The sequence below is a fragment of the Absiella sp. AM09-50 genome, assembly GCF_003433845.1.
In the GTDB taxonomy this organism is placed as follows: Bacteria; Bacillota_I; Bacilli_A; order Erysipelotrichales; family Erysipelotrichaceae; genus Hoskinsella; species Hoskinsella hominis.
This window is the reverse complement of sequence record NZ_QVFI01000005.1, coordinates 25,212-45,853: the sequence shown is the minus strand read 5'-3', so window position 1 is coordinate 45,853 and position 20,642 is coordinate 25,212. Positions and strand designations below refer to the sequence as shown.

The 20,642-nt window shown below is 34.4% G+C and carries 20 protein-coding genes; all 20 read right to left on the bottom strand.

The window, feature by feature from the left end; translation table 11 throughout:
• Nucleotides 1–7: 7 nt before the first annotated feature.
• On the bottom strand, nt 8–2,353 hold the full coding sequence (secA, locus tag DW114_RS06280; RefSeq protein ID WP_117452920.1) for a preprotein translocase subunit SecA: 2,346 nt from the start codon (nt 2,351–2,353) through the stop codon (nt 8–10).
• 127 nt (nt 2,354–2,480) lie between these two features.
• Nucleotides 2,481–2,678: a cold-shock protein gene (locus DW114_RS06275; RefSeq protein WP_117452919.1), complete on the bottom strand. Its 198-nt coding sequence runs from the start codon at nt 2,676–2,678 to the stop codon at nt 2,481–2,483.
• 193 nt (nt 2,679–2,871) lie between these two features.
• Nucleotides 2,872–3,228, bottom strand: a complete 357-nt coding sequence (locus DW114_RS06270; RefSeq protein WP_117452918.1) for a hypothetical protein — start codon at nt 3,226–3,228, stop codon at nt 2,872–2,874.
• A 166-nt stretch (nt 3,229–3,394) separates the two neighbouring features.
• Entirely contained in the window at nt 3,395–3,592 is a 198-nt protein-coding gene (locus DW114_RS06265) for a cold-shock protein (RefSeq protein ID WP_117452917.1), read from the bottom strand.
• 5 nt (nt 3,593–3,597) lie between these two features.
• Nucleotides 3,598–4,290 carry a ComF family protein gene (locus DW114_RS06260; protein WP_178695145.1) on the bottom strand — a complete coding sequence of 231 codons (693 nt, stop codon included), beginning with the start codon at nt 4,288–4,290 and terminating at the stop codon, nt 3,598–3,600.
• On the bottom strand, nt 4,291–5,439 hold the full coding sequence (locus DW114_RS06255; RefSeq protein ID WP_117452916.1) for a helicase-related protein: 1,149 nt from the start codon (nt 5,437–5,439) through the stop codon (nt 4,291–4,293).
• A 236-nt stretch (nt 5,440–5,675) separates the two neighbouring features.
• The gene (locus DW114_RS06250; protein ID WP_117452915.1) at nt 5,676–6,338 is read right to left on the bottom strand and encodes a DNA alkylation repair protein; all 663 of its coding nucleotides are present in this window, start codon (nt 6,336–6,338) and stop codon (nt 5,676–5,678) included.
• On the bottom strand, nt 6,339–6,668 hold the full coding sequence (locus DW114_RS06245) for a DUF4274 domain-containing protein (protein ID WP_158552197.1): 330 nt from the start codon (nt 6,666–6,668) through the stop codon (nt 6,339–6,341).
• 10 nt (nt 6,669–6,678) lie between these two features.
• Nucleotides 6,679–7,488, bottom strand: a complete 810-nt coding sequence (locus tag DW114_RS06240; protein WP_117452913.1) for a Cof-type HAD-IIB family hydrolase — start codon at nt 7,486–7,488, stop codon at nt 6,679–6,681.
• A 33-nt stretch (nt 7,489–7,521) separates the two neighbouring features.
• Nucleotides 7,522–7,899, bottom strand: a complete 378-nt coding sequence (locus DW114_RS06235) for a DUF3795 domain-containing protein (protein WP_117452912.1) — start codon at nt 7,897–7,899, stop codon at nt 7,522–7,524.
• Between the two features lie 71 nt (nt 7,900–7,970).
• On the bottom strand, nt 7,971–9,344 hold the full coding sequence (locus DW114_RS06230; RefSeq protein ID WP_117452911.1) for a polysaccharide deacetylase family protein: 1,374 nt from the start codon (nt 9,342–9,344) through the stop codon (nt 7,971–7,973).
• A gap of 141 nt (nt 9,345–9,485) precedes the next feature.
• Entirely contained in the window at nt 9,486–11,351 is a 1,866-nt protein-coding gene (locus DW114_RS06225; protein ID WP_117452910.1) for a PTS beta-glucoside transporter subunit IIBCA, read from the bottom strand.
• A 10-nt stretch (nt 11,352–11,361) separates the two neighbouring features.
• Nucleotides 11,362–13,026 (bottom strand): alpha-glucosidase, encoded by a 1,665-nt coding sequence (locus DW114_RS06220; protein ID WP_117452909.1) that lies wholly within the window; start codon nt 13,024–13,026, stop codon nt 11,362–11,364.
• Entirely contained in the window at nt 12,968–13,870 is a 903-nt protein-coding gene (locus tag DW114_RS06215; RefSeq protein ID WP_158552196.1) for an HAD family hydrolase, read from the bottom strand. Before DW114_RS06215 ends, DW114_RS06220 begins: the two co-directional genes overlap by 59 nt.
• Before the next feature lie 103 nt (nt 13,871–13,973).
• Nucleotides 13,974–14,741: a MurR/RpiR family transcriptional regulator gene (locus DW114_RS06210; protein ID WP_117452907.1), complete on the bottom strand. Its 768-nt coding sequence runs from the start codon at nt 14,739–14,741 to the stop codon at nt 13,974–13,976.
• The gene (locus DW114_RS06205) at nt 14,731–15,468 is read right to left on the bottom strand and encodes a MurR/RpiR family transcriptional regulator (RefSeq protein ID WP_117452906.1); all 738 of its coding nucleotides are present in this window, start codon (nt 15,466–15,468) and stop codon (nt 14,731–14,733) included. Before DW114_RS06205 ends, DW114_RS06210 begins: the two co-directional genes overlap by 11 nt.
• Nucleotides 15,469–15,476: 8 nt before the next feature.
• Complete coding sequence (locus DW114_RS06200) at nt 15,477–16,589, bottom strand: DUF4261 domain-containing protein (protein ID WP_117452905.1); 1,113 nt, start codon at nt 16,587–16,589, stop codon at nt 15,477–15,479.
• A gap of 137 nt (nt 16,590–16,726) precedes the next feature.
• Nucleotides 16,727–17,503, bottom strand: a complete 777-nt coding sequence (locus DW114_RS06195) for an HAD-IIB family hydrolase (RefSeq protein ID WP_117452904.1) — start codon at nt 17,501–17,503, stop codon at nt 16,727–16,729.
• 122 nt (nt 17,504–17,625) lie between these two features.
• Entirely contained in the window at nt 17,626–19,842 is a 2,217-nt protein-coding gene (locus DW114_RS06190; RefSeq protein ID WP_117452903.1) for an EAL domain-containing protein, read from the bottom strand.
• Nucleotides 19,843–19,885: 43 nt separating this feature from the next.
• A complete protein-coding gene (locus tag DW114_RS06185; RefSeq protein ID WP_117452902.1) occupies nt 19,886–20,611 on the bottom strand; it encodes a metallophosphoesterase in 726 nt (241 codons plus the stop codon).
• Between the last annotated feature and the right edge of the window lie 31 nt (nt 20,612–20,642).

Genomic DNA, 20,642 nt, shown 5'->3' with positions numbered 1-20,642 from the left:
ATTCCTCCTACGCATTTTGTCTTTGTATCTGAACCTTCAACGCAAAGAATACAACTTCTCTTGCGATACGACTCATCATATCCTCAAACATTTCATATCCTTCTTCAATATAAGCCTGTAAAGGATTGTTTTGTGCATAAGAACGTAAATGAATACCATTTCTTAATTTATCCATCATATCGATATGTTCGATCCAGTTACGATCCATGTTACGTAAAACGATGGTTCTTTCAAATGATGTAAATTGTTCACGAATATCCGCAACTTTTCCATCATACAGATTCCAAATTTTATCAGCACAATATTTAGCTGTTTCATCTGTAGATTTTCCACGGATTTCTTCTAATGCTACATTTTCTGTTGGTTCTAATCCAAGCATTTCCATACCCTGAATCACACCAGCATAATCAACATTATCATCACGTTTATTTTTATCTGTATTTGCTTCCACAACGTTTTGGATAACACGGTCAATCATATCATGCACAACACCATGTACATCTTCATTTTCTAAAACATAATTTCTTTGTTCATACATGATTTCACGCTGTTTACGCAAAACATCATCATAATCCAATAATTGTTTACGAACATCAAAGTTATAACCTTCGACACGTTTCTGTGCCTGAGAAATAGATTTTGTGACCATCTTAGATTCGATCTGCTGATCACCTAATGCATTAAATAATTTTTCTACTTTTTCTCCACCGAAACGAACCATCAGTTCATCCTTCAAAGATACATAGAAACGAGAGAAACCAGGATCTCCTTGACGACCACTACGTCCACGCAACTGGTTATCGATACGTCTTGATTCATGACGTTCACTACCAATAACCGCTAAGCCACCCAATGCTCTTGATTCTTCCGTTAATTTAATATCGGTACCACGACCTGCCATATTGGTTGCGATCGTTACAGATTTCACACGACCTGCTTTGGCGATAATATCGGCTTCTCTAGCATGGTTCTTTGCATTCAGCACTTCGTGAGGAATATGCATTTTCGTTAATAACTGGTGAACCAATTCACTCTTTTCAACGGAAATTGTACCAACCAGTACTGGCTGTCCTTTTTCATACAGTTCTTTTACTTCTTCCACAAGTGCATTAAACTTCAAACGTTCATTTGCAAAGATTGCATCTGGATAGTCAATACGAGCAACTGGACGGTTTGTTGGAATCACAATAACACGCATGTTATAGATATCTAAGAATTCTTCTTCTTCGGTTTTCGCTGTACCAGTCATACCGGCAAGTTTATCATATAGACGGAAGAAGTTCTGATATGTGATAGTCGCAAGTGTACTTGTTTCTTCTTTGATGCTTACACCCTCTTTGGCTTCAATTGCCTGATGTAATCCATCAGAATAAGCACGGCCAGGCATTGTACGACCTGTAAACTGGTCAACGATTACGATTTCATCATCCTGTACCACATATTCTACTTCATTTTTCATAATATAGTTTGCTTTTAATGCCTGTGTGATATGGTGAACCAGCTGTGTATGTTCAATATCATACAGGTTTTTGATCTTAAAACGGCGTTCTGCTGTTGCTACACCTTTTTCTGTCAGCATGATTTGTCTTGTCTTTTCATCGATTTCATAGTCATCGCCTTTTAAAGACTTTGCAAAAGCATCTGCCTGTAAATAAAGGTTTGCTGTTTTCTTAGCACCACCACTAATAATCAATGGTGTTCTGGATTCATCAATCAAGATAGAATCGACTTCATCGACGATTGCGACATGCAATCCACGTAATACACGATCTTTTACATCAGTAACCATGTTGTCACGCAGATAGTCAAATCCTAGCTCTGAATTGGTTGTATATGTAACATCACATTCGTAAGCTGCACGTTTTTCACTTGGTGTTAATGGTCTGGAATTGACACCAACACTTAATCCTAAGAATCGATAAATCTGTCCCATCCATTCTGCATCACGTCCTGCTAGATAGTCATTGACTGTGATAACGTGTACACCTTTGCCTTCCAAGGCATTTAAATACACACACATTGTAGAAGTCAAGGTTTTACCTTCACCTGTTTTCATTTCAGCGATATCACCGCCATGCATTGCAGCTGCACCCATGATCTGTACTTTATAAGGGAATTCTCCTATTGTACGTTTTGCAGCTTCTCGAGCTACAGCAAAAGCTTCTACCTGAATATCATCCAGTGTTTCACCATTTGCCAATCTATCTCTGAATATCTGTGTCTGCTGTTTTAATTCATCATCACTCATTGCAGCCATTTTATCTGCAAGTGCGATAACTGCATCAGCTGTTTTTTCCAAACCGTGCAGTATTTTCTTTTCTCCGCTGAATAAGCGTTCAAATACATTTGCCATACATAACCTCCATGTATCTTAATCTCATCTTTATAATATATAGTGAACTCATAATACCTTAACATTGTATCACAAACGAGGCAACTATCAAACAAAAAAAACAGGCAAAGCCCGTTTTTTCAGATAATTAAAGTTTAACGATATTGTGAGCCTGTAAACCTCTATCTGTTTCAACAACTTCGAATTCAACTTTTGCGTCGTTTTCGATTGTTTTAAATCCATCCATCATTAATTGTGAATAGTGGAAAAATACATCTTTGCCATCATCTAATGTGATGAACCCGAATCCTTTTTCCTGGTTGAACATTTTAACTTTTCCTTGCATTGCTTAAAAACCCTATACCTTTCTATGCTACTCAACTGCATACGTTCATTATAGACACTTTTTTTCCAAAAATCAATGCACTATATTCATAATTTACATTTTTTTCACAAAAGTTTTCTGTAATTTTTCCTATAGTGTAGAACCGCTTTCTTTTGTCCGTACTTATTCTTTTGAAAAAAAGCATAAGAATAACTTATGCTCTTTCCTGCTGTCTTTTGGCGACATGAAAAATCATAGACTGCTCGCCGCATTTCAATTCTTGTTTTGTATAGCTGCTCATGAACGTTAGTGCCTCATGAATCTCTTTTTCATCATTTAGCTTCATGATCATAAAACGTCCATTGAAATCATTAATCAGATGTTTATTTGCTTCATAATAATCCTGTAGATCAGTTAAAGCAATCACTTCTTCATATGTATCCAATAAAGAGTCAACTGTTGTTTCTAATTCACTAGTTCTTTTCGTCTTTAACAAAAAAACATGTTCATTTTCTATTGTCTGGAAACGAAAATTACCAGCTGATTCTAATACTACTGCCAGTTTTTTCATCGTACTCCTCCTCGTGTTAAAAAAACACGTAAGCATTATAACTGAATGGTACCGATCCCGCAACTACCCTTATACAAAATTTGGAAATTAACTTTCAAAGCAGCATATGTAATCGTTTACACAATATAAAGAAAGGCGTTTCTACAATTGGAAACACCTCATCTTTTTAACATTTTTCTACATTTCTGGCCTGTAATCCCTTATCGACTTCTACAATATCGAAGGAAACAGGTTGTCCTTCATCCAAAGATTTGTATCCATCCTGTAAGATATGAGAATAATGAACAAAGATATCTTTGCCATCTTCTGTCGAGATAAAACCATACCCCTTTTCTGTGTTAAACCATTTTACTTTGCCTTTCATAAACTTCACCTTCCATTTCTTACTACAGTTTCAAGTATAGAGAAACTTTTACGATGCCGCAAACCTTTTTTATCGCAGGATTCGACAAATAAAGGATGCGCACATAAGACCAGCGCCTCTATTTTATATGTATGCTCTTTTATCAAATCATATGCTCTTTTTAACGAAGAACCGCTTGTACATACATCATCTAACAAAAGCAAAGGGGTTTTAGGTAAAGAAATCTTGTAATCACGTTGAATAATACGATCGATATGTACCCTTTCTTCAAAGCTTTGTAAAGATTGTTTATGATCTTCACTCTTATAAAATGGTTCTACAATGTTCATGGGAATACCTTTCAACATTTCCTTTACTGGCTGAAACCCACGTTCTGCGTACTTCTCTTTACTGCTTGGCAAAAGCACAATGGTACTATGTCGATATCTGTCGATAATCTTTTTTCTAAATGAATGAAAAAACACAGGAGCCAGAGCAATATCTCTGCCCTCTTTCATCTGAAAGATCATACTCTCCATTGTTTCATTGTATTCATATAGAATATGTAAAGGCATTTTTTCTAATTGGGTATCTAACTGAAGTACATGCAGCTTTGATTTACATTTTCCACATAAAACATCATCCTGTCTTAACCAGTCGTGAAATGATAAATTGTTTTGAATATTCTCAAAACAATATAAACAGCGCTCCTGTTTCATTTAACCACCTTCATTCATCTTTCTTAATGATGTAATACATTGCGTAATATCCTTCGTTTTCCGCTTACAAAGAAACAAACCTTTTCCTGTGGGCATTTCTATACTTCTTCCTACCCGCCCAATCATCTGTATCAGACTGGCTTCATTGAATACAGGATGATCAGCAAACAAAATCACTACATAAATCCCTTTAATGGTGATTCCTCGTTCTAATACGGTTGTTGCGACAAGAAACTCATAGGCCCCTTCATGGAATTCTTTTATGATTTTTTCTTTGTTTTCTGTCTTAGATGTAAATGCACAGCAAGCATATTTCAAGGATAGAAAGCGGGTTAAACGATGGGCGATACGAATCGTTGGCACAAACACCAAAGTCTGTATCTTTGCTTTTCTTTGTGATTTTAGAAAAAGCAGCAGGTATGTAATCTGCATCCAGCTATATCCTCGTTTTACTTCCGGTACAATCAAAGGGTATCCATGTGGTCTTTGAAATAATTCTACCATGTTTAAATGGTGGGCAGATACCTCCTTTCGCATCTCATCATCTGGAGTGGCAGTAAGATAGATTTTCTCACCGACACATGCATGCATAGCAATTGCTTTCAATATCGCGTTGCCCCTGTAAGGAAAAGCATCGACTTCATCCATGATTAGCAGATCAAAGGTCTGATGATATCGATACAATTGATGCATAGTACAAATAATTAAATCGCCGTCCACAATATCGGTATATCCTTCACATACCGCAATGACACTAAGAGATGGAAAAGCTTCCTGCATACGTTCAGCTATTTCTAATACAACTTGTCTTCTCGATATCGCAAAACCAACTTTTTTCCCCATTGCTAAATAATCAGCGATTGCTTCCATCACAATCTCTGTTTTTCCCGCTCCACAACATGCAAAAACCAGGCTGTCTTGTTTTAATGTCAAATTTCTTCTTAACTCATCACTTGCCTTTTTCTGAGCTGGTGTCAATGGATACTTTAACTGTGGGTGACAAGTATGCCGTTTTCTTTGATATTGTTTACGCGGCAGTAACTCATTCACATTCACACGTCCAAAGGCGATGCACTTTCGACAATACCAGACATCTTGATCCTGATAGAAGTAGACTGGGTCTGTATTTCCACATCTAAGACATTTCATTTTTTTCACCTCCACTTATATACATACGTATTTTTATAGTGAAAATCCTAAATTATTTTGAAAAAAGTAAAAAAAACCTTTACATAATTAATTTCAAGGTATATTTAAACCACAAATAATTATTTTTTTTACCATTTCACTATTCATATATGACCATGACTTTTATAAGATATGCAAAAAGGAATAGATTATATTAGCTAAGTAATCATAATCCATTCCTTTTAATAATATATATTTCACAAATATTTACCTGCTTCTTTTATACTGAGCTTCGACATATCTTCCTGATGCTCCTTGATGAACGCCTTTACCCATGTTGGGTTTGTTTTAGAATATTCACGAAGACTCCATCCAATTGCTTTATTGATGAAAAATTCATCACTATTTAAGTTATGAACAATGATCTCACCTAATAATTCCTTATTTGTTTGATTTTTTCTATTCAGCTGATGGTCAATCGCAAGCCTTCTCATCCACATATTTTCATCTAATGACCAGCTTAACATGATTTGATTTACTCGCTGATCACTTAAGCCAATATCCCCTATGATGGTATCAAAAGCATCAATACTGTCCCACCATTGTTTATTTCTAACGTAATATTCGATTCTCTCAATATCTTCATAATGCAAATATTTCTGCATCATCATCAGATAATCAGATACAACATATTGCATCTCACGATGCGGATGATCAAAACACTGGTTTAAAAATTCCCAATCGATCACTTTAGACTGTTTCTCTTTTTTGAAAATATCTTTTTCTAATGCTTTTCTTTGTTTACTACCAATTCCAAAAAAACGAAAATGATTTTTCATATAGGCAGCCATTGCTTCCGCCTGTTTCTCATTTCGATGCTGCTCAAATAAGGATATAATCTGACTGTATTTTTCACTCATTTAATCACCTTCATATCCTTCATAAAAAACAGGTGGAATATTCATCTTTTTCATCTTATATACTTGAACTTTTGTGAGTGGTATCTCATAAGGATGATTATTTTTATATTTACCTGCTAATATGTCTTGATACAGCTTCTGCATCAATGTATTCCAAGCATTTTGACAGCTGTTTCCATTTATCAAAAAGCCATATCCATCACCGAGATAAAATATCTTGATTGCTAATGCTAAATCACATAACGGCTCATTTAGTAGGTTTTTCACAAACTCAAAGACATCATCCCAATTATATTGGTCAATTTGCTTTTGCATATCTTCATAAGTCATCATAAATCACCTATAGTATAGAGGCAGGATCATTGAAATATTGTTCAATGATTTCTAATACACCATCTGATTCATGATGTGGCGCATGTCGATGAAACTTCGCCAATAAATCCGGGCTGCCATTTTCCATTACATAGCCATATTTAGCGATACGAAGCATTTCTTCATCATTTCCAGCATCACCAAATGCCATAACTTCTTCTGGTTTGATATGCCATTGTTTCATCAGCATTTGGACAGCATTACCTTTATGGATGCCTTTCACAATCAAATCGATATCTTCATGACCGCTGCTTACAACGCTGATATGATCATCAACAGCCTGTTTCAATTGTGATAATACATGTTCAAAATCTTCATTGGCCACCAAAGCAAATTTTAATATTTGATCATCTATTTCATGAAGGGAATCCTCTTTCTTTAATCTTGGAAAATAATTTATATAAAACGCATACTCTTCATCTTTAATATTTTTTAACGTATATGCACTTTCTTTTCCACAAACGATCGTTAATAAAGATGGATAGTGATCCAATACATCTAAGATATTATTGAAAGTATCCTTTTTTATTTCTGTGGAAAATAGTTCTTTTCCCTGATCAACGATATAAGCACCATTTTCTGATACAAATGTTAATTCATCTTTTATTTCATCAAAGAAAGATATTAACTGATAATATTGATTACCACTAGCGACCACAAAGTGAATACCCTGCTGTTTCATTTTTTCATATAGACGCATAAAGCGTGCTTTATCATACGTTAAATCACGATGGTAAAAGGTACCATCTAAATCCGTTACAATCATTTTAATACTCATAAATTTTTTCTCCTCTTTTTTCAATTACCACAATCATTCTTTTTTTCCTTTTAAAATAAATGTGATTAAATCTTCTACATTCTCGAACTCATCATAATCACCAACAATGCCTTGTCGATGGTATACAATACCATTTTGTTCATTGCGCATTAAGCAATCTAATAATTTCTCTAATCCATATCGTTTTATAAACAATGTAAAACCATATGGTTTTATCTTTTGAAGCAGTCCTTTTCTACAAGGTTCTTCACATTCATAACAAGCATGAAGGTGCTTATTGATGACACATTTACGATTTTCACAATTTATTTTATCTGCGCAGTCTTCTTCTATACACCCTTTACATGTTTCATTTTCACTACATAAGCAGCACGCCAGGCCACATCTGGCAATTCCCAGTTCTCGTTTCATTGTATTTTCCTTCTTCCTATTGCTTACATTGTAACATATAAAAAGGAAAGTCAAAACTTTCCTTGCGAATCTTATTTGCCATTAGCGATATCTTTTGGCACACCATAATTTTCATCTAATTGCAACAGGTAATCTTTTTCATGCTGCATCAATGTAGAATATGTCACAAACTGATATCCATCTTTTGATAAGGCTGCTAAAATGGGTTCAATACTGTCTTTAGAGAAATCGTGGATATCATGTAAAAGCACGACCATGTTTCCAGCTTTTGTGGATTTTACTACAGAAGTTTTTATAGCACCAGCTTCTTTCAGCATCCAGTCCTGAGAATCTACATCCCAGAATGCATAACCGGTTTGATTTGCATTCAATACCGTTTCATTTAATGCCCCATAAGGAGGTCTGAAATATGTTGGTTCATAGCCTGTCAGCTTATAAATAGCATCCTGTGTATCATAAATTTCTGAAACAACTCCTTTTTTATCTAATGTTCTTAAATCTTCATGATCCCATGAATGGTTTCCAATTTCAAAGCCGCGTTTATATACATCTTTTACGATATCCGCATTGATTTCCACATTTTTCCCTAACATAAAGAAAGTTGCACGACCATTATATTTTTCAAACGTTTTCATAATTTCTTCTGTATTTTCATAATGTGGTCCATCATCAAAGGTAATCGCAACCATTGGTTTATTTGGATCAACTTTTGGCTGCGCTTTTGGTGTTTCTACATTCCCCTGATATAAGGAAGGAATATTTTTATCCGCAAGCTTCATATAAGCGCTGTTATCTTTATAATTTACAGACATCTTTTGATCAAGATTATCATTCAGATAGAAAGTGACTGCATTTTTACCTAAAATAAAATTAGATAATTGATCGCTTTTTAATGATTTTACATCCAGCTTCGCTGTTTTTGCTTTATCATTTAACAAATTTAAATAATCTCTGCGCAATACATCTTTTACACCTAAGATTTTATCTGTTTTCTTATCATAATTAAATGAAGTATCTTTCTTCGCAACGACTTTATCATCTTTATCTTTTACAATCTGATGAAATGTTACTGTCGTGAATCGATCAAACAGCTGTTCACTGTCATAATCAACACAGATGAAATGCATTCCCTCATGCTTGATATTGGTCAATAGTTCTTTTTCTTTAAAATCCTTAATTTTTTTATCCAATACAGGTATATTAAATTCTGGATAATAAACAGAAAGATAATATTGATCCTCGACCTCGTTTGTATCATGCTCCATGGAACCAGCCAGTTTTGTTTCTTCATTATATTCTTCATATTTTGCATATGGTGAACTGCTTGTTAAAAATTTTACAATTCCCAAAATCACACCAACAGGAATCAATATTACCAATAATAATATCAATACCCGATCGATCCTCAATTTTCTTTTACGTGTACTTCTTTTTACTTCCTGCATATTCCGTTCTCCTTCATGTTTTGTTTCATTATATCATGAGTTTGTATACAAGTTGTAAAAAAACGCTTAAGATACCTTAAATTTGTAAATTTAAAAAAAACTGTGCAGATTTTTTACATCTACACAGAATATTTATGATTTTTATGAAAAAGAAAGATGCATTTTATTTCCTGCAGTTATCTGATTTGCTGCTTCTATTTGAAGTTTATCTTTATTGGTAAAAATGATCATTGTCATGCCTGATTTTCCTGATTCTTTTAATTTTTTCAAATCTACCTTTACTATTGGCTGTCCTTGTTTCACACTTTCTTTAAGTGATACCAGAGGTGTAAAGCAACTTTCTTGTAGATCTACTGTATTGATGCCTATGTGTATTAATATTTCCATCCCATCTTTGCCTTTAATTCCAAATGCATGTCCATCTGGAAAAGCAGTGACGACTTCCCCAGCAACGGGTGAAATGATGAATTCATCCTGTAGATCTATCGCAAATCCATCTCCCAACATCTTTTTTGCAAAAGTTTCATCTGGCACATTTTCAAGTGGCACGAATGTTCCACTGGCAGGGGCGATGAAATAAGCATTTTCTTCTGCAATTGTATCTTCCACCATTACCTCTTGTGGAATTCCAAATAAACAAGTTAACACAAAGCACAAAATCGTAGAGAATAGAGAAATCAAGAAATACCAAATTAGCTGATGTCCCTCATATATGTACATTAAATAAGACGGTAATACTGCCAGTCCATATGAATTTGACTGTATATTCATAATGGATAATAAAGCTGCACCAATGCCTGAACTAAACAGCATGATACATAAAGGCTTTAAATTAAATCTTAGCTGGATGCCAAAAAGTACTGGTTCACTTATTCCAAACAACTGTGACAGCATCGCGCCAATACTAGTTTGTTTGATATTCTGTTTTTTAGCTTTAACAAAAAATGCTAAACATGTTCCAACATTGGCAAATCCATACATTGCACATAAAGTAATCAAAGGGTTGAATCCTGTATTGGCTAATAAGGATGTTTCAATCATGACATAGGTATGATGTAAACCGGTAATTACAGCCAAAGGATATGTAAATCCTATGATAAATCCACCAATACCAAATGGTAAATGAATCAGATTTTCAATAATTCCAACCATACCAAGTTCAATAGTATGCATGATTGGTCCCACGCCTAATAAAATTACCAGCATAGTAATCAGCATTACAAAGAATGGTGTAAAGATAAGATCTAATACATTTGGCATTATCTTTCTTAATTTTTTTTCTAATGTTGCGCCAAACCATCCTGTAACGATTGCTGTTAATACACTTCCTTGGCATCCAACCAACGGGATAAAACCAAATGCCATAATTGCTTCCACACCACTATTAGGATCAGCGACCGCATAGGCGTTTGGCAAAGCTGGTGCAACTAACATCAATCCAATCACAAGTCCAATAACCGGTGTTCCATGAAAAACACGAAATGCTGACCAGGTGATGATTGCTGGCAGAAATGCAAATGCAGTATCGGTAAGTACTGTCACAAGTGTTTGAATATAGGTGGGAATCTGTGTTGTGTCAGCTCCAAATAATGCCAAAACATTATCATTAAATATACAGCCTTTTAACCCTAGAAATAAACCTGTTGCCGCAATAACCGGGATAATTGGCACAAAGATATCTGCCAATATCCGCATGAGTTTTTTTATGCCTTTTTCCTGATTTTTAACTGCTTCTTCCTGTTCCTTTTTGGATACTGTATGTAAACCTATCGTTTCTAATTCAGCGTATACTTTGTTAACGATTCCTGTGCCTAAAATAATTTGATATTGTCCACTAGTAAAAAACACTCCCTTTACTTCTTCGATTGCTTCTACTTTTTTATCGTTGATAGCGTCACGATCTTTTACCATAAAACGAAGTCTTGTTGCACAATGTGTTGCGGATAGGATATTGTCTTTTCCTACTACCTGTATGATTTCCTGTGCGATACGATGATAATCTTTCATAATGTCCTCCTTATTCTACCTCTATCAATAATGCCTGAAATGGTTGTAATATAATGGTATGTTCTTTATATTCTGCATGCTTTAAATTGTTTAACACTACTGTTTTTATATTTGATGTACATGTTTGCGAAATCACTTCATCTGAGAAATTGAAGTAACAGTGAATACATTCATAATTGCTTGTCCGTTTATATGCAATTACTTTTTCATGGCTTTTTATTGGTTCTATATCGCCATAAATCAAGCATTCCTGATATTTACTGTGTTGCCTTAATGTAATCATATCCTTATAAAAAGATAATACGCTTTCTTTATCATATTGTTGTGCTTCTACATTAATACGTGTATAAGAATCATTCATTGCTAACCATGGTGTTTGATCGCTGAATCCTCCATAGATCTCATCATTCCATGGGAATGGTGTTCTTGTATTATCTCTACTTCTTAAATTAATATAATGTAATGCTTCCTGTTGTGTACATCCCTCCTGTATAGATCGATGATATTGATCAACACTTGATATATCATTAAATTCTTCAATGCTGTTGCGTGTTGCATTGATCATTCCAAGTTCCTGTCCTTGATAAATAAATGGTGTTCCTCTTAAGAAGAAATACATGGCTCCCATCATTTTCACAGCGTCTTTATGTTCGGCAAACGTTTTTAAATATTTTGTAGTGGCTCTTGGCTGATCATGATTTTCAATAAAATTTGCCGCCCAACCAACCTTTTGAATTGCAAGTTGTGAGGTCATAATACGTGTATTTAAATCTTTTATTGTCCAGTCAACACGTTTAAACCATTCAGAACCACTCGCAACATCCAGATCCGCATGTTTAAAATCAAAGATCATAGAGAAATAGCCTTGATCACCAATAAAATCATCCAGTTCATCATATTGCACCCCTGGTGCCTCAGCTACTGTGACACAATGATGAGTTTCAAAGGTATTTTCTTTCAATTCTTTTAGAAACTTATCTATACCAGGCTGATTACGACATGTTTTTGTACATTTTACAAGATGGTCAACACCATCACTTTTACGACTTTGATAGCTTTGATCTTTTTTTATGAAGGTAATGGCATCTACCCGAAAGCCTGCTATACCAAAATCAAGCCACTGATTCACCATTTCATACAAAGTTTTTCTGACTTCAGGATTTTCCCAGTTTAAATCAGGTTGCTTTTTCCCAAAACAATGTAAATAGTATTCATCTCTTCCTTTTACCTTCTCCCACACACTTGTACCAAAAACAGAACGCCAGTTATTTGGTATTTGGGTTCCTTGTTTAAAAATATAGAAATCATGATATTTACTATTTGGATTTTTTAATGCTTCCTGAAACCATGGATGCTCATCACTTGTATGATTGATCACCAGATCTAATATAATTTTAATGCCTTTTATTTTTGCTTCATCAATTAATTGTTTTAAATCATCCATTGTGCCAAATTCTGGCGCTAATGAAAAATAATCGCTGATATCATACCCATTGTCATCCATGGGAGATTGAAAAATCGGACAGATCCACAGCATCGTAACACCCAATTCTTGTAGATAGTTTAATTTTGAAATAATGCCTTGTATATCTCCGATTCCATCGTGGTTACTATCTTTAAAACTTTTTGGATAGATCTGATATACAACTTCCTTCTGCCACCACTGTCTTTTCATAACATTCCTTCCTTTCTACGATTTTCCTTCTTACTAATTCATGATAAATCCCATCTTCTTGTACAGATTCACATATGGCATCTGCATATGGATATACATGTACATCCGCATTTCCCATTGCAATTCCTGTTTCACAATACGCTAACATTTGTGCATCATTCATCCCATCACCAAAAGCAATTGTCTGTTTTTGATCAATATTCAAGTAATTACAAACACGCATAACTGCTTCTTTTTTGCCGCAATCTCTACAGATTATTTCATAATACTGCATATTTTCATATGTATCTGACTGTGCTAACATCATATCCGTTTGAAGCACTCTTTGTATTTGTTTAAAAACGGTACCATTTGTCCATAAACAGATTTTATGAACAGCTTTTCCATCATATTGAGATAAGTTATTTTCATATCGAATTTGCTCATTTTGTTGATATTGTTGATAAGTTTTTTTATCACTTTCTTTATGCTTCATTTTATTCATCTTTTGAAAAATCGCACAAGCTTTTTCATTCATAAATACTTTTGTTTTTGTTTCTATCGCCAAAGCACAATCATTAGCTTTGCTTATATGCAATACCTGCATGATTTGTTTTGTTTGAAATCTTTGGTCAAGCAATACGTTGCCATCGTACTCTATATAGCATCCTCCTCCTGCAATCAGACAAGGAATGGAAAGCTTTAAAATATCTGGCTGTATCATTGCTTTACTTCGCCCTGTACACAGACAAAGTTCATGACCATTTGCTTTACAATTGTTGATTGCCCAAATTGCTGAAGCTGGTATTCCGAAACGTTCATCACGTAATGTTCCGTCAATATCAAAGATGATTAACTTCTTCACAAGATCCCTCCCTGCTTTTGACATCTATAGGATAACACGTAAAAAAAGGGCTTACAACAATGTGCAAGCCTTTAAAAATGATGTGCATTTTTTGAACTTATTTTCATTTTGTGGGAATATGTTCATAACGCATATATTTTTGATATTCAATAAACAGCATCTCGATTAGAATAAAATAAGGTGTAGTAATCTCATAATTTACACCATATTCTTCTGGTACTTTTAATGAGTGAATATATAAATTTTCATTACATAATAATGAGAGAGAATTCATTTTCATCTTTGTGATGGATACACTTGGAATTTGGTTCAAACGTAAGTATTCAGCAATCTTTAATACATCTTCAGATTCTCCATCTAATGATATTAATAAAACTAAATCAGCTGGCTGTGCCATTCTCGCAAAGGATTGTGCCATATCATATCCATGAATATCATAAATAATTTTATGTGTTGGTAAAAAGATACGTTTCCATTCACTGGCAACTTTTGCCTGTGCATACCCACTTGCAAAAATCAAAATACGCTGTGCCTGATCAAATTTTTGAAATAAGGATGTCATATCTTTTTTTCGCATGTCCTCAATCATTGCATGGTAATTATGTATTGCCACATCAACAAATGATGATGTATTTACTTTGTTTTTCCCCTGATCCATACGCAGCATAGACCTTAATTCACTATAGCCTGGAAGTTTCAGCTTTTGTGAAAACCGTGATAGTGAACTTTTAGAAACATGGTATTTATCTCCAAATTCTTCAATCGATAAATGGATACAATCAGCTTTATTCTGTAAGATGCATGCCGCGATATATTTATCATTTTCACTAAAGCTTTGATAATGGCGATTCATCAGTTCTTCAACTTTCATGATCCACCTCCCTGCAATAATCCAGATAATTGATAAATAACAAATCTAATAAAACATAAAAAGCACTCACAAGTTCATAATCCTGATCCAATACTTTTGTGGCAACATACAGGTTTGTTTCACAAAGAGAAGATATGGTATTATTGGCCAAACGTGTTATTGAAACACGCTGTATTTTCGTTGCTGCAATATGTTCTAATATACGAATTCCCTCTTTTGTTTCTCCTGATAATGATATAATAAAAAACATATCATCTTTTTTAAAAGAATACTTCATGAATTCTACTTCGCCATCATCGAATAAATCAATGACGCATTTACCAACTGTTAGAAATATTCTTTTGCATTCTTCTGCCAACGCTTTTTGTTCATTTCCGGTTCCATAAATATAAATCGTTTTCGCTTGATATATTTTTTCACAGATAGAACGATAAGAAAACTTTCTCAATTCTTCAATCAGCGCATGATAAATATCATAGATATTTTCTTCACTTTGTGAAGGCAGCGTTTCTTCTTTTATCAATAGTTTTAAATCTGAAAAAGATGTTAAGCCTATTTTACGACAGAAGCGAAGTAAGGTAGCTCTTGACACATGACAATTATCCGCAAAATCCTGACTTGTATATTGCGCAAAACGTTCTCTATTGGATAAAATTGTTTGACAAATTGTTTTTTCATTTTTATTCAACTCATCAAAATGCTCATTTAATAATTGTTCTAATTTCATAAAGATTCCTAATCTAAATGTATCTTCAGGCTATTGCCTTCCACTGCTTCTCCTTTGGAGAACGTGATTGGTAAGCGCTGATCCTGTGAAAATCCAATCGTTTCGCCATCTTTTAATACAACATTGCTTGTTAGAACATAATAGGCAATATCAAACAGCATATTGCGCAAATCCATAGGATCCATATCCACATGTAAGATTTCCATTTCTTCTTTGTGGAAATCCTGCATACCATACGTGTATGCATTCCAAAGATGATCTTTTTGATACAATCCAAAATAAACCAGATTGTCTAAAGGAAAGTCCTGTTCCTTTATCGCTTGGGCACAATCGATATAAAATGCAGGTTCAAAAACCGTTCCGGCTGTATAAATACCTAGTGCATGTTCATTTTTTAATGCACTGGACGCAATCTTTACGAATAGTTCTCCTGCTTTACGACATGGTTCTCCATGCCCCAATACCGCAAGAAGGATCTGTGAAACATGACGTTTTGTGACTTCTACACCATCTTTCCAAAAATAATTACTTTGCGCAAAGTACTCTGCTTCATTATCTGGCACTGGTGCGTCAATAAAACTAATAGCCACCAGCATATCATCGATATCCATCACAATTGCATCATCACTTTGATCCTGATCACTTGACAGCTCTACATTTAGATTCCAGTCCTCTTTCATCTGCTTCACAACATTTAAAACATCAAAATGATGGGTATCCATCAACACAAAGCCGTTGAAATTTCCACTTTCTTCATTAGATTGCACATCCTGATGATTATTATTTCGCTGAATTTCTTCATCTGCACGTTTCATCCAGTAATCCCGTATCATCTCAACAATGTCAATTGCATCTTGTACTTCTGTTTCTTTGTGATATTCAATATATCGTGAAAATACATGACCACAATGTTCATGTTCATCCACTTCATAACCACCACATACTCCTAATAGCCATGGATCATGCTTTTGTTCACGAAAACGGAAAATATAGTAATGTAACTGGTGAAGATCAAATTCATTTGTGCATTCTAAATCTTGTGGTATCTGTTTCAATACATGGTCATCCATTAACCATGATAACATAGCATTTACTGCAGCATCTTTTTGTGTTGTCATCATGTTCACCCTCTTTTTCTTCGTATTTATTATACTTCGTAATTGTAAAATGGGATATCATTTTTGTTAAAATTACGTAAAAAAACATAAAAACTTTATTTTTGTCTTTATGCCTTTTTTAAAACATATAAATTTACATATTAAATCCAGCCAAAATGTTTACATGCAAGATAGATTCCATCATGATCACTATCTTCACAAACATAATCCGCAATTGCTTTTAACTCAGGAATCGCATTTCCCATCGCAATGGAAAAAGGTGCTTCTTGAAACATCTTACGATCATTCATTCCATCCCCAAATACCACAACATCGTTTTCATCTTTTCCAAGACGTTTGCACATCTTGGTGATACCTGTGTATTTATGATCTGGTTCTACGATGATGAATTGATCATTTCCATAGTGCATTCGACCAATCAGATCGATTTCAGGAATCATATCTTCTTTTCCTTTGGGAATGGTTAGAAACAGACGACGGATTATACCGGCATTTTGATAATCCAGTTTTTCATCAATCACAACATCCATGAAATCATGGAAATCTCCAGCATCTTCAATAAAGCGCTTATTTGGTGTAAATCTGACACGTGTATCACTGATGGATATCGCAATGCCAAAGTCATATGCTAATGCTTTTTCACAAATTGTCTTTGCCACTTGTTGATCAATTGGTGTATACTCCACGGTTTCCCAGTTGATGATCAATTGATTGCCACCTTCACAAATCATATTTTCTATGCCAATTTCTTCTTGAAACATACGTGCACGAAACGCTGCACGACCTGTCGCTAATGCCACAAAATGCCCGTTTGCCTTTAATTGTCTGATTGCCTCTTTTGTGCTTTCATAAATATAACCGGGTTTTTCTACACCTGTTAATGTTCCATCAATGTCAAAAAAGAATAATTTTCCCATATCCAACCCGCCTTTCAAACGGGTTCATTATAACAGAGATTTCCTGAATGTGAAAGGTGAAATACAGAAACAAAAACAGTAACCAAATCATATATTATTTTCGGTTACTGTTTTTCATTTGTTTAATTATCATAAAGATGCTTGCTGTATTCGATTTTATCAAACCCATCATCTAATGCAATCAATGTTTCAAATTTTTCAATTTTCATTGGCGCATAGAAATAGAAGCCCTGTACCATATGACAGCCACATCGATTGACAAAATCCAATTGATCTTTTGTTTCAATTCCTTCTGTAATCACTTCTACTCCAAGACGATTTGCCAGTTGTATGATAACATCCACGATGGCGCGTCCTTTTTCTTCATTGTTTTTTTCTGTTCTAAAGAACCCCTGATCTATTTTTAAGATATCAAATGGAATTTGTTTCAACATACTCAATGATGAATATCCACTGCCAAAATCATCCATGGCAATCTTAAAGCCATAATGCTTCATTTCCATGATGATATTAATCAACTGATCAGGTTTTTCAAACAACATGCTTTCTACGATTTCCACCACGATGTTTGATTTATTCACAGCGTAGATATCTGCGATATCATTCAATCTTCTCGCAAAGCCTTCTTTAAATATATAAGAACGTGAAATATTAAACGATATTCTCAGATCAGGATCAATTTCCCGATTCCAACGTGCAAGGTGCATACAAATCACATCAAAGGTATATAAATCCAGATTTTCTAAAAAGCCATTATGTTCAAAAAGTGGTATAAATCTTGATGGCTGGATATATCCTTCATCAGGATCACGCCATCGTACAAGTGCTTCTGCGGATATGATCTTATTATTTAAATCTGTATCTACTTTCGGCTGGACAAAAACCTCAAATTCTCCTTTGCCCAGTGCATGATACATACGATTTTCCAAGCGGCGTTCCATCATCCGACTTTCATACATGGAATCATCATAAAACATAATCTTCATATCTGGTTTACAATAATTCTTACAGTATTTTGCTTTATCAATACATTTCACAAAACTGGAATCTGTATCTTTGATAAGGTATACGCCATAGTACAATAATAATTCTTCATGGAATTTTCTTATAGGGAAGGAATTGGTGATTTCTGAATCCAAACGTTCTATTCGTTCACGAATGGCTTTTTCATCATGTAAATGCCATAACACAACAAAGCGGTCCGCTTCTACACGTGTACAGCATTCTTCCTCCTTACAATCTGATTGTATAATATCAAATACATTCTTTAATAGACGATCAGCTTCAATGTATCCTAACATACTGTTTATAATTTTAAAGTCTTTGATATCAAAATGAATAATACACCAGTCATTTCGATTACCGACTCTGAGCCATTTTTTAACTTTTGTTAAATAGGCTGTATAATTTTCACTGTCTGTGACCTCATCATATGTCGCTAAGCGCTCCATTTCCCGTTTGGTATTGGCTTTCGTTTTTAGATATTGATAAATAAAGAATATGACCGCTACCAGTATAATCAATACAAATGCACCTGTCAGCATTCTTGCGTCCCTTGTCTTATCATTGATGATATTTGCGGAAACAATACTTGCGGAATACCAGTTATTATAATCTAAAGGTTCATAATATAATAGAAATTCGTTATCATTTTCATCATAATAATGATATAATTGTTCACTCAGATTTGTTTCATCTATTTGTGATAAATGTGTCTGAATATGATCTTTTACTTCTTCATCCGCAGTAATCATTTTCCCATCTTCATCAATAATCGCCGTATGAATCAGTTCTTTTTCGTTCGTCAAGGTAATCGTACTAATGAAACTTTGTTTGGATTGAATCATGATCAATCCACCCTGATAAACATCACGATTCAGAAAAGGTGTAATGAAAACACAGTCATCATTGGTATTAATTGCCTCATTTGTGACAATAGATTCGCCATTTTTTACCTTATGAAAATATGCAGTATCCGCTAATGAAAATTCTTTGCCACTATTGACAAGCACAACATTTCCATCCACATCAAAATATCCGATATCCTGATATTCTATTTCTTTCTCTGATTCTTTTAAATCTTTGATAATTTTATCCTTGTCATAGTAGTTTCCATGAAAAAGACGTTTTGTCATGCCTTTTAATACATGCACGTTGTTTTCTATCTTTAAATTCATGATTTCTGAATTTTGTATAGATACATCTTTTAGATAATTGTAAAGCTCCTCTTCAAAGCGATTATTTGTCTGATAAATAAAGGAGATACAAGTAAAAAAGAATAAGCACCCACAAAACAATAGAAATATGACATGTCGTAATCGTATTTTCGTCTGTCCCATTTTAGCTCCCTCTCAATTCGTTATTCTCGTCCTTGTATACGACTTAGAAATATCTTACTTCACGATTGTCTAAATTAAACAGTGCCAATTGTGTCCCAGCATTATTGGCGGCACAACCGCAGTCGATATTTATTAAATCCGTATCTTTACATGAAGCCCCGCGATACCATATCTCATATGGCATACAGGATTGATAATACAGTGTAGGTGTATGACCCACAATCACACATCGATCATTAAAGAATTTTTCTTTACCTTCCATGCGATTCCACACAGCACTTTCTATCATATATCCCTGTTTTTCAATATCCTGACAATTCCATGTACCCTCATGTAATTGTTGAATCGGGCACCCATGTACCAGATAATATATCTGATCATTGATATGTAAATCCGCAATGATGACAGGCAGCTGTGCAATGAATTTTAATATTTCTTCCTGCGTTGTGTTTGGAAGCTTTTCAAATGCCTGACGTGTTGGTTCACTATGGTTCATTTTCCAGCGTGTAGTGACCTCCTGTTTCATCATTGGATCTTTTATCAAATCATATTTTGCATCATAATACTGCTTCATCATATACTCATGATTACCTAGCAACATGACAACATTTTTTCTTTTCATAACATCCAGTAAAATCGCAATTCCATCTTTTCCACGATCTATGACATCACCTAAAAGATACAAAGTATCTTCCTCTTTGATATACTCCATCATATGATCATAACGTTCTTTTAAACCATGGATATCACTGCATGCATAATTTGTCATAATTGCCCCTCTTTCTTCTCTATTATTTTAA

Bases quoted from the DNA above. Each gene is read 5' to 3' on its own strand.
- DW114_RS06260 (WP_178695145.1), bottom strand. From the start codon at position 4,290: ATGAAACAGGAGCGCTGTTTATATTGTTTTGAGAATATTCAAAACAAT.
- DW114_RS06265 (WP_117452917.1), bottom strand. From the start codon at position 3,592: ATGAAAGGCAAAGTAAAATGGTTTAACACAGAAAAGGGGTATGGTTTT.
- DW114_RS06245 (WP_158552197.1), bottom strand. From the start codon at position 6,668: ATGACTTATGAAGATATGCAAAAGCAAATTGACCAATATAATTGGGAT.
- secA (WP_117452920.1), bottom strand. From the start codon at position 2,353: ATGGCAAATGTATTTGAACGCTTATTCAGCGGAGAAAAGAAAATACTG.
- DW114_RS06205 (WP_117452906.1), bottom strand. From the start codon at position 15,468: ATGAAATTAGAACAATTATTAAATGAGCATTTTGATGAGTTGAATAAA.
- DW114_RS06240 (WP_117452913.1), bottom strand. From the start codon at position 7,488: ATGAGTATTAAAATGATTGTAACGGATTTAGATGGTACCTTTTACCAT.
- DW114_RS06235 (WP_117452912.1), bottom strand. From the start codon at position 7,899: ATGAAACGAGAACTGGGAATTGCCAGATGTGGCCTGGCGTGCTGCTTA.
- DW114_RS06255 (WP_117452916.1), bottom strand. From the start codon at position 5,439: ATGAAATGTCTTAGATGTGGAAATACAGACCCAGTCTACTTCTATCAG.
- DW114_RS06270 (WP_117452918.1), bottom strand. From the start codon at position 3,228: ATGAAAAAACTGGCAGTAGTATTAGAATCAGCTGGTAATTTTCGTTTC.
- DW114_RS06230 (WP_117452911.1), bottom strand. From the start codon at position 9,344: ATGCAGGAAGTAAAAAGAAGTACACGTAAAAGAAAATTGAGGATCGAT.
- DW114_RS06185 (WP_117452902.1), bottom strand. From the start codon at position 20,611: ATGACAAATTATGCATGCAGTGATATCCATGGTTTAAAAGAACGTTAT.
- DW114_RS06195 (WP_117452904.1), bottom strand. From the start codon at position 17,503: ATGGGAAAATTATTCTTTTTTGACATTGATGGAACATTAACAGGTGTA.
- DW114_RS06225 (WP_117452910.1), bottom strand. From the start codon at position 11,351: ATGAAAGATTATCATCGTATCGCACAGGAAATCATACAGGTAGTAGGA.
- DW114_RS06200 (WP_117452905.1), bottom strand. From the start codon at position 16,589: ATGATGACAACACAAAAAGATGCTGCAGTAAATGCTATGTTATCATGG.
- DW114_RS06220 (WP_117452909.1), bottom strand. From the start codon at position 13,026: ATGAAAAGACAGTGGTGGCAGAAGGAAGTTGTATATCAGATCTATCCA.
- DW114_RS06250 (WP_117452915.1), bottom strand. From the start codon at position 6,338: ATGAGTGAAAAATACAGTCAGATTATATCCTTATTTGAGCAGCATCGA.
- DW114_RS06210 (WP_117452907.1), bottom strand. From the start codon at position 14,741: ATGAAAGTTGAAGAACTGATGAATCGCCATTATCAAAGCTTTAGTGAA.
- DW114_RS06190 (WP_117452903.1), bottom strand. From the start codon at position 19,842: ATGGGACAGACGAAAATACGATTACGACATGTCATATTTCTATTGTTT.
- DW114_RS06275 (WP_117452919.1), bottom strand. From the start codon at position 2,678: ATGCAAGGAAAAGTTAAAATGTTCAACCAGGAAAAAGGATTCGGGTTC.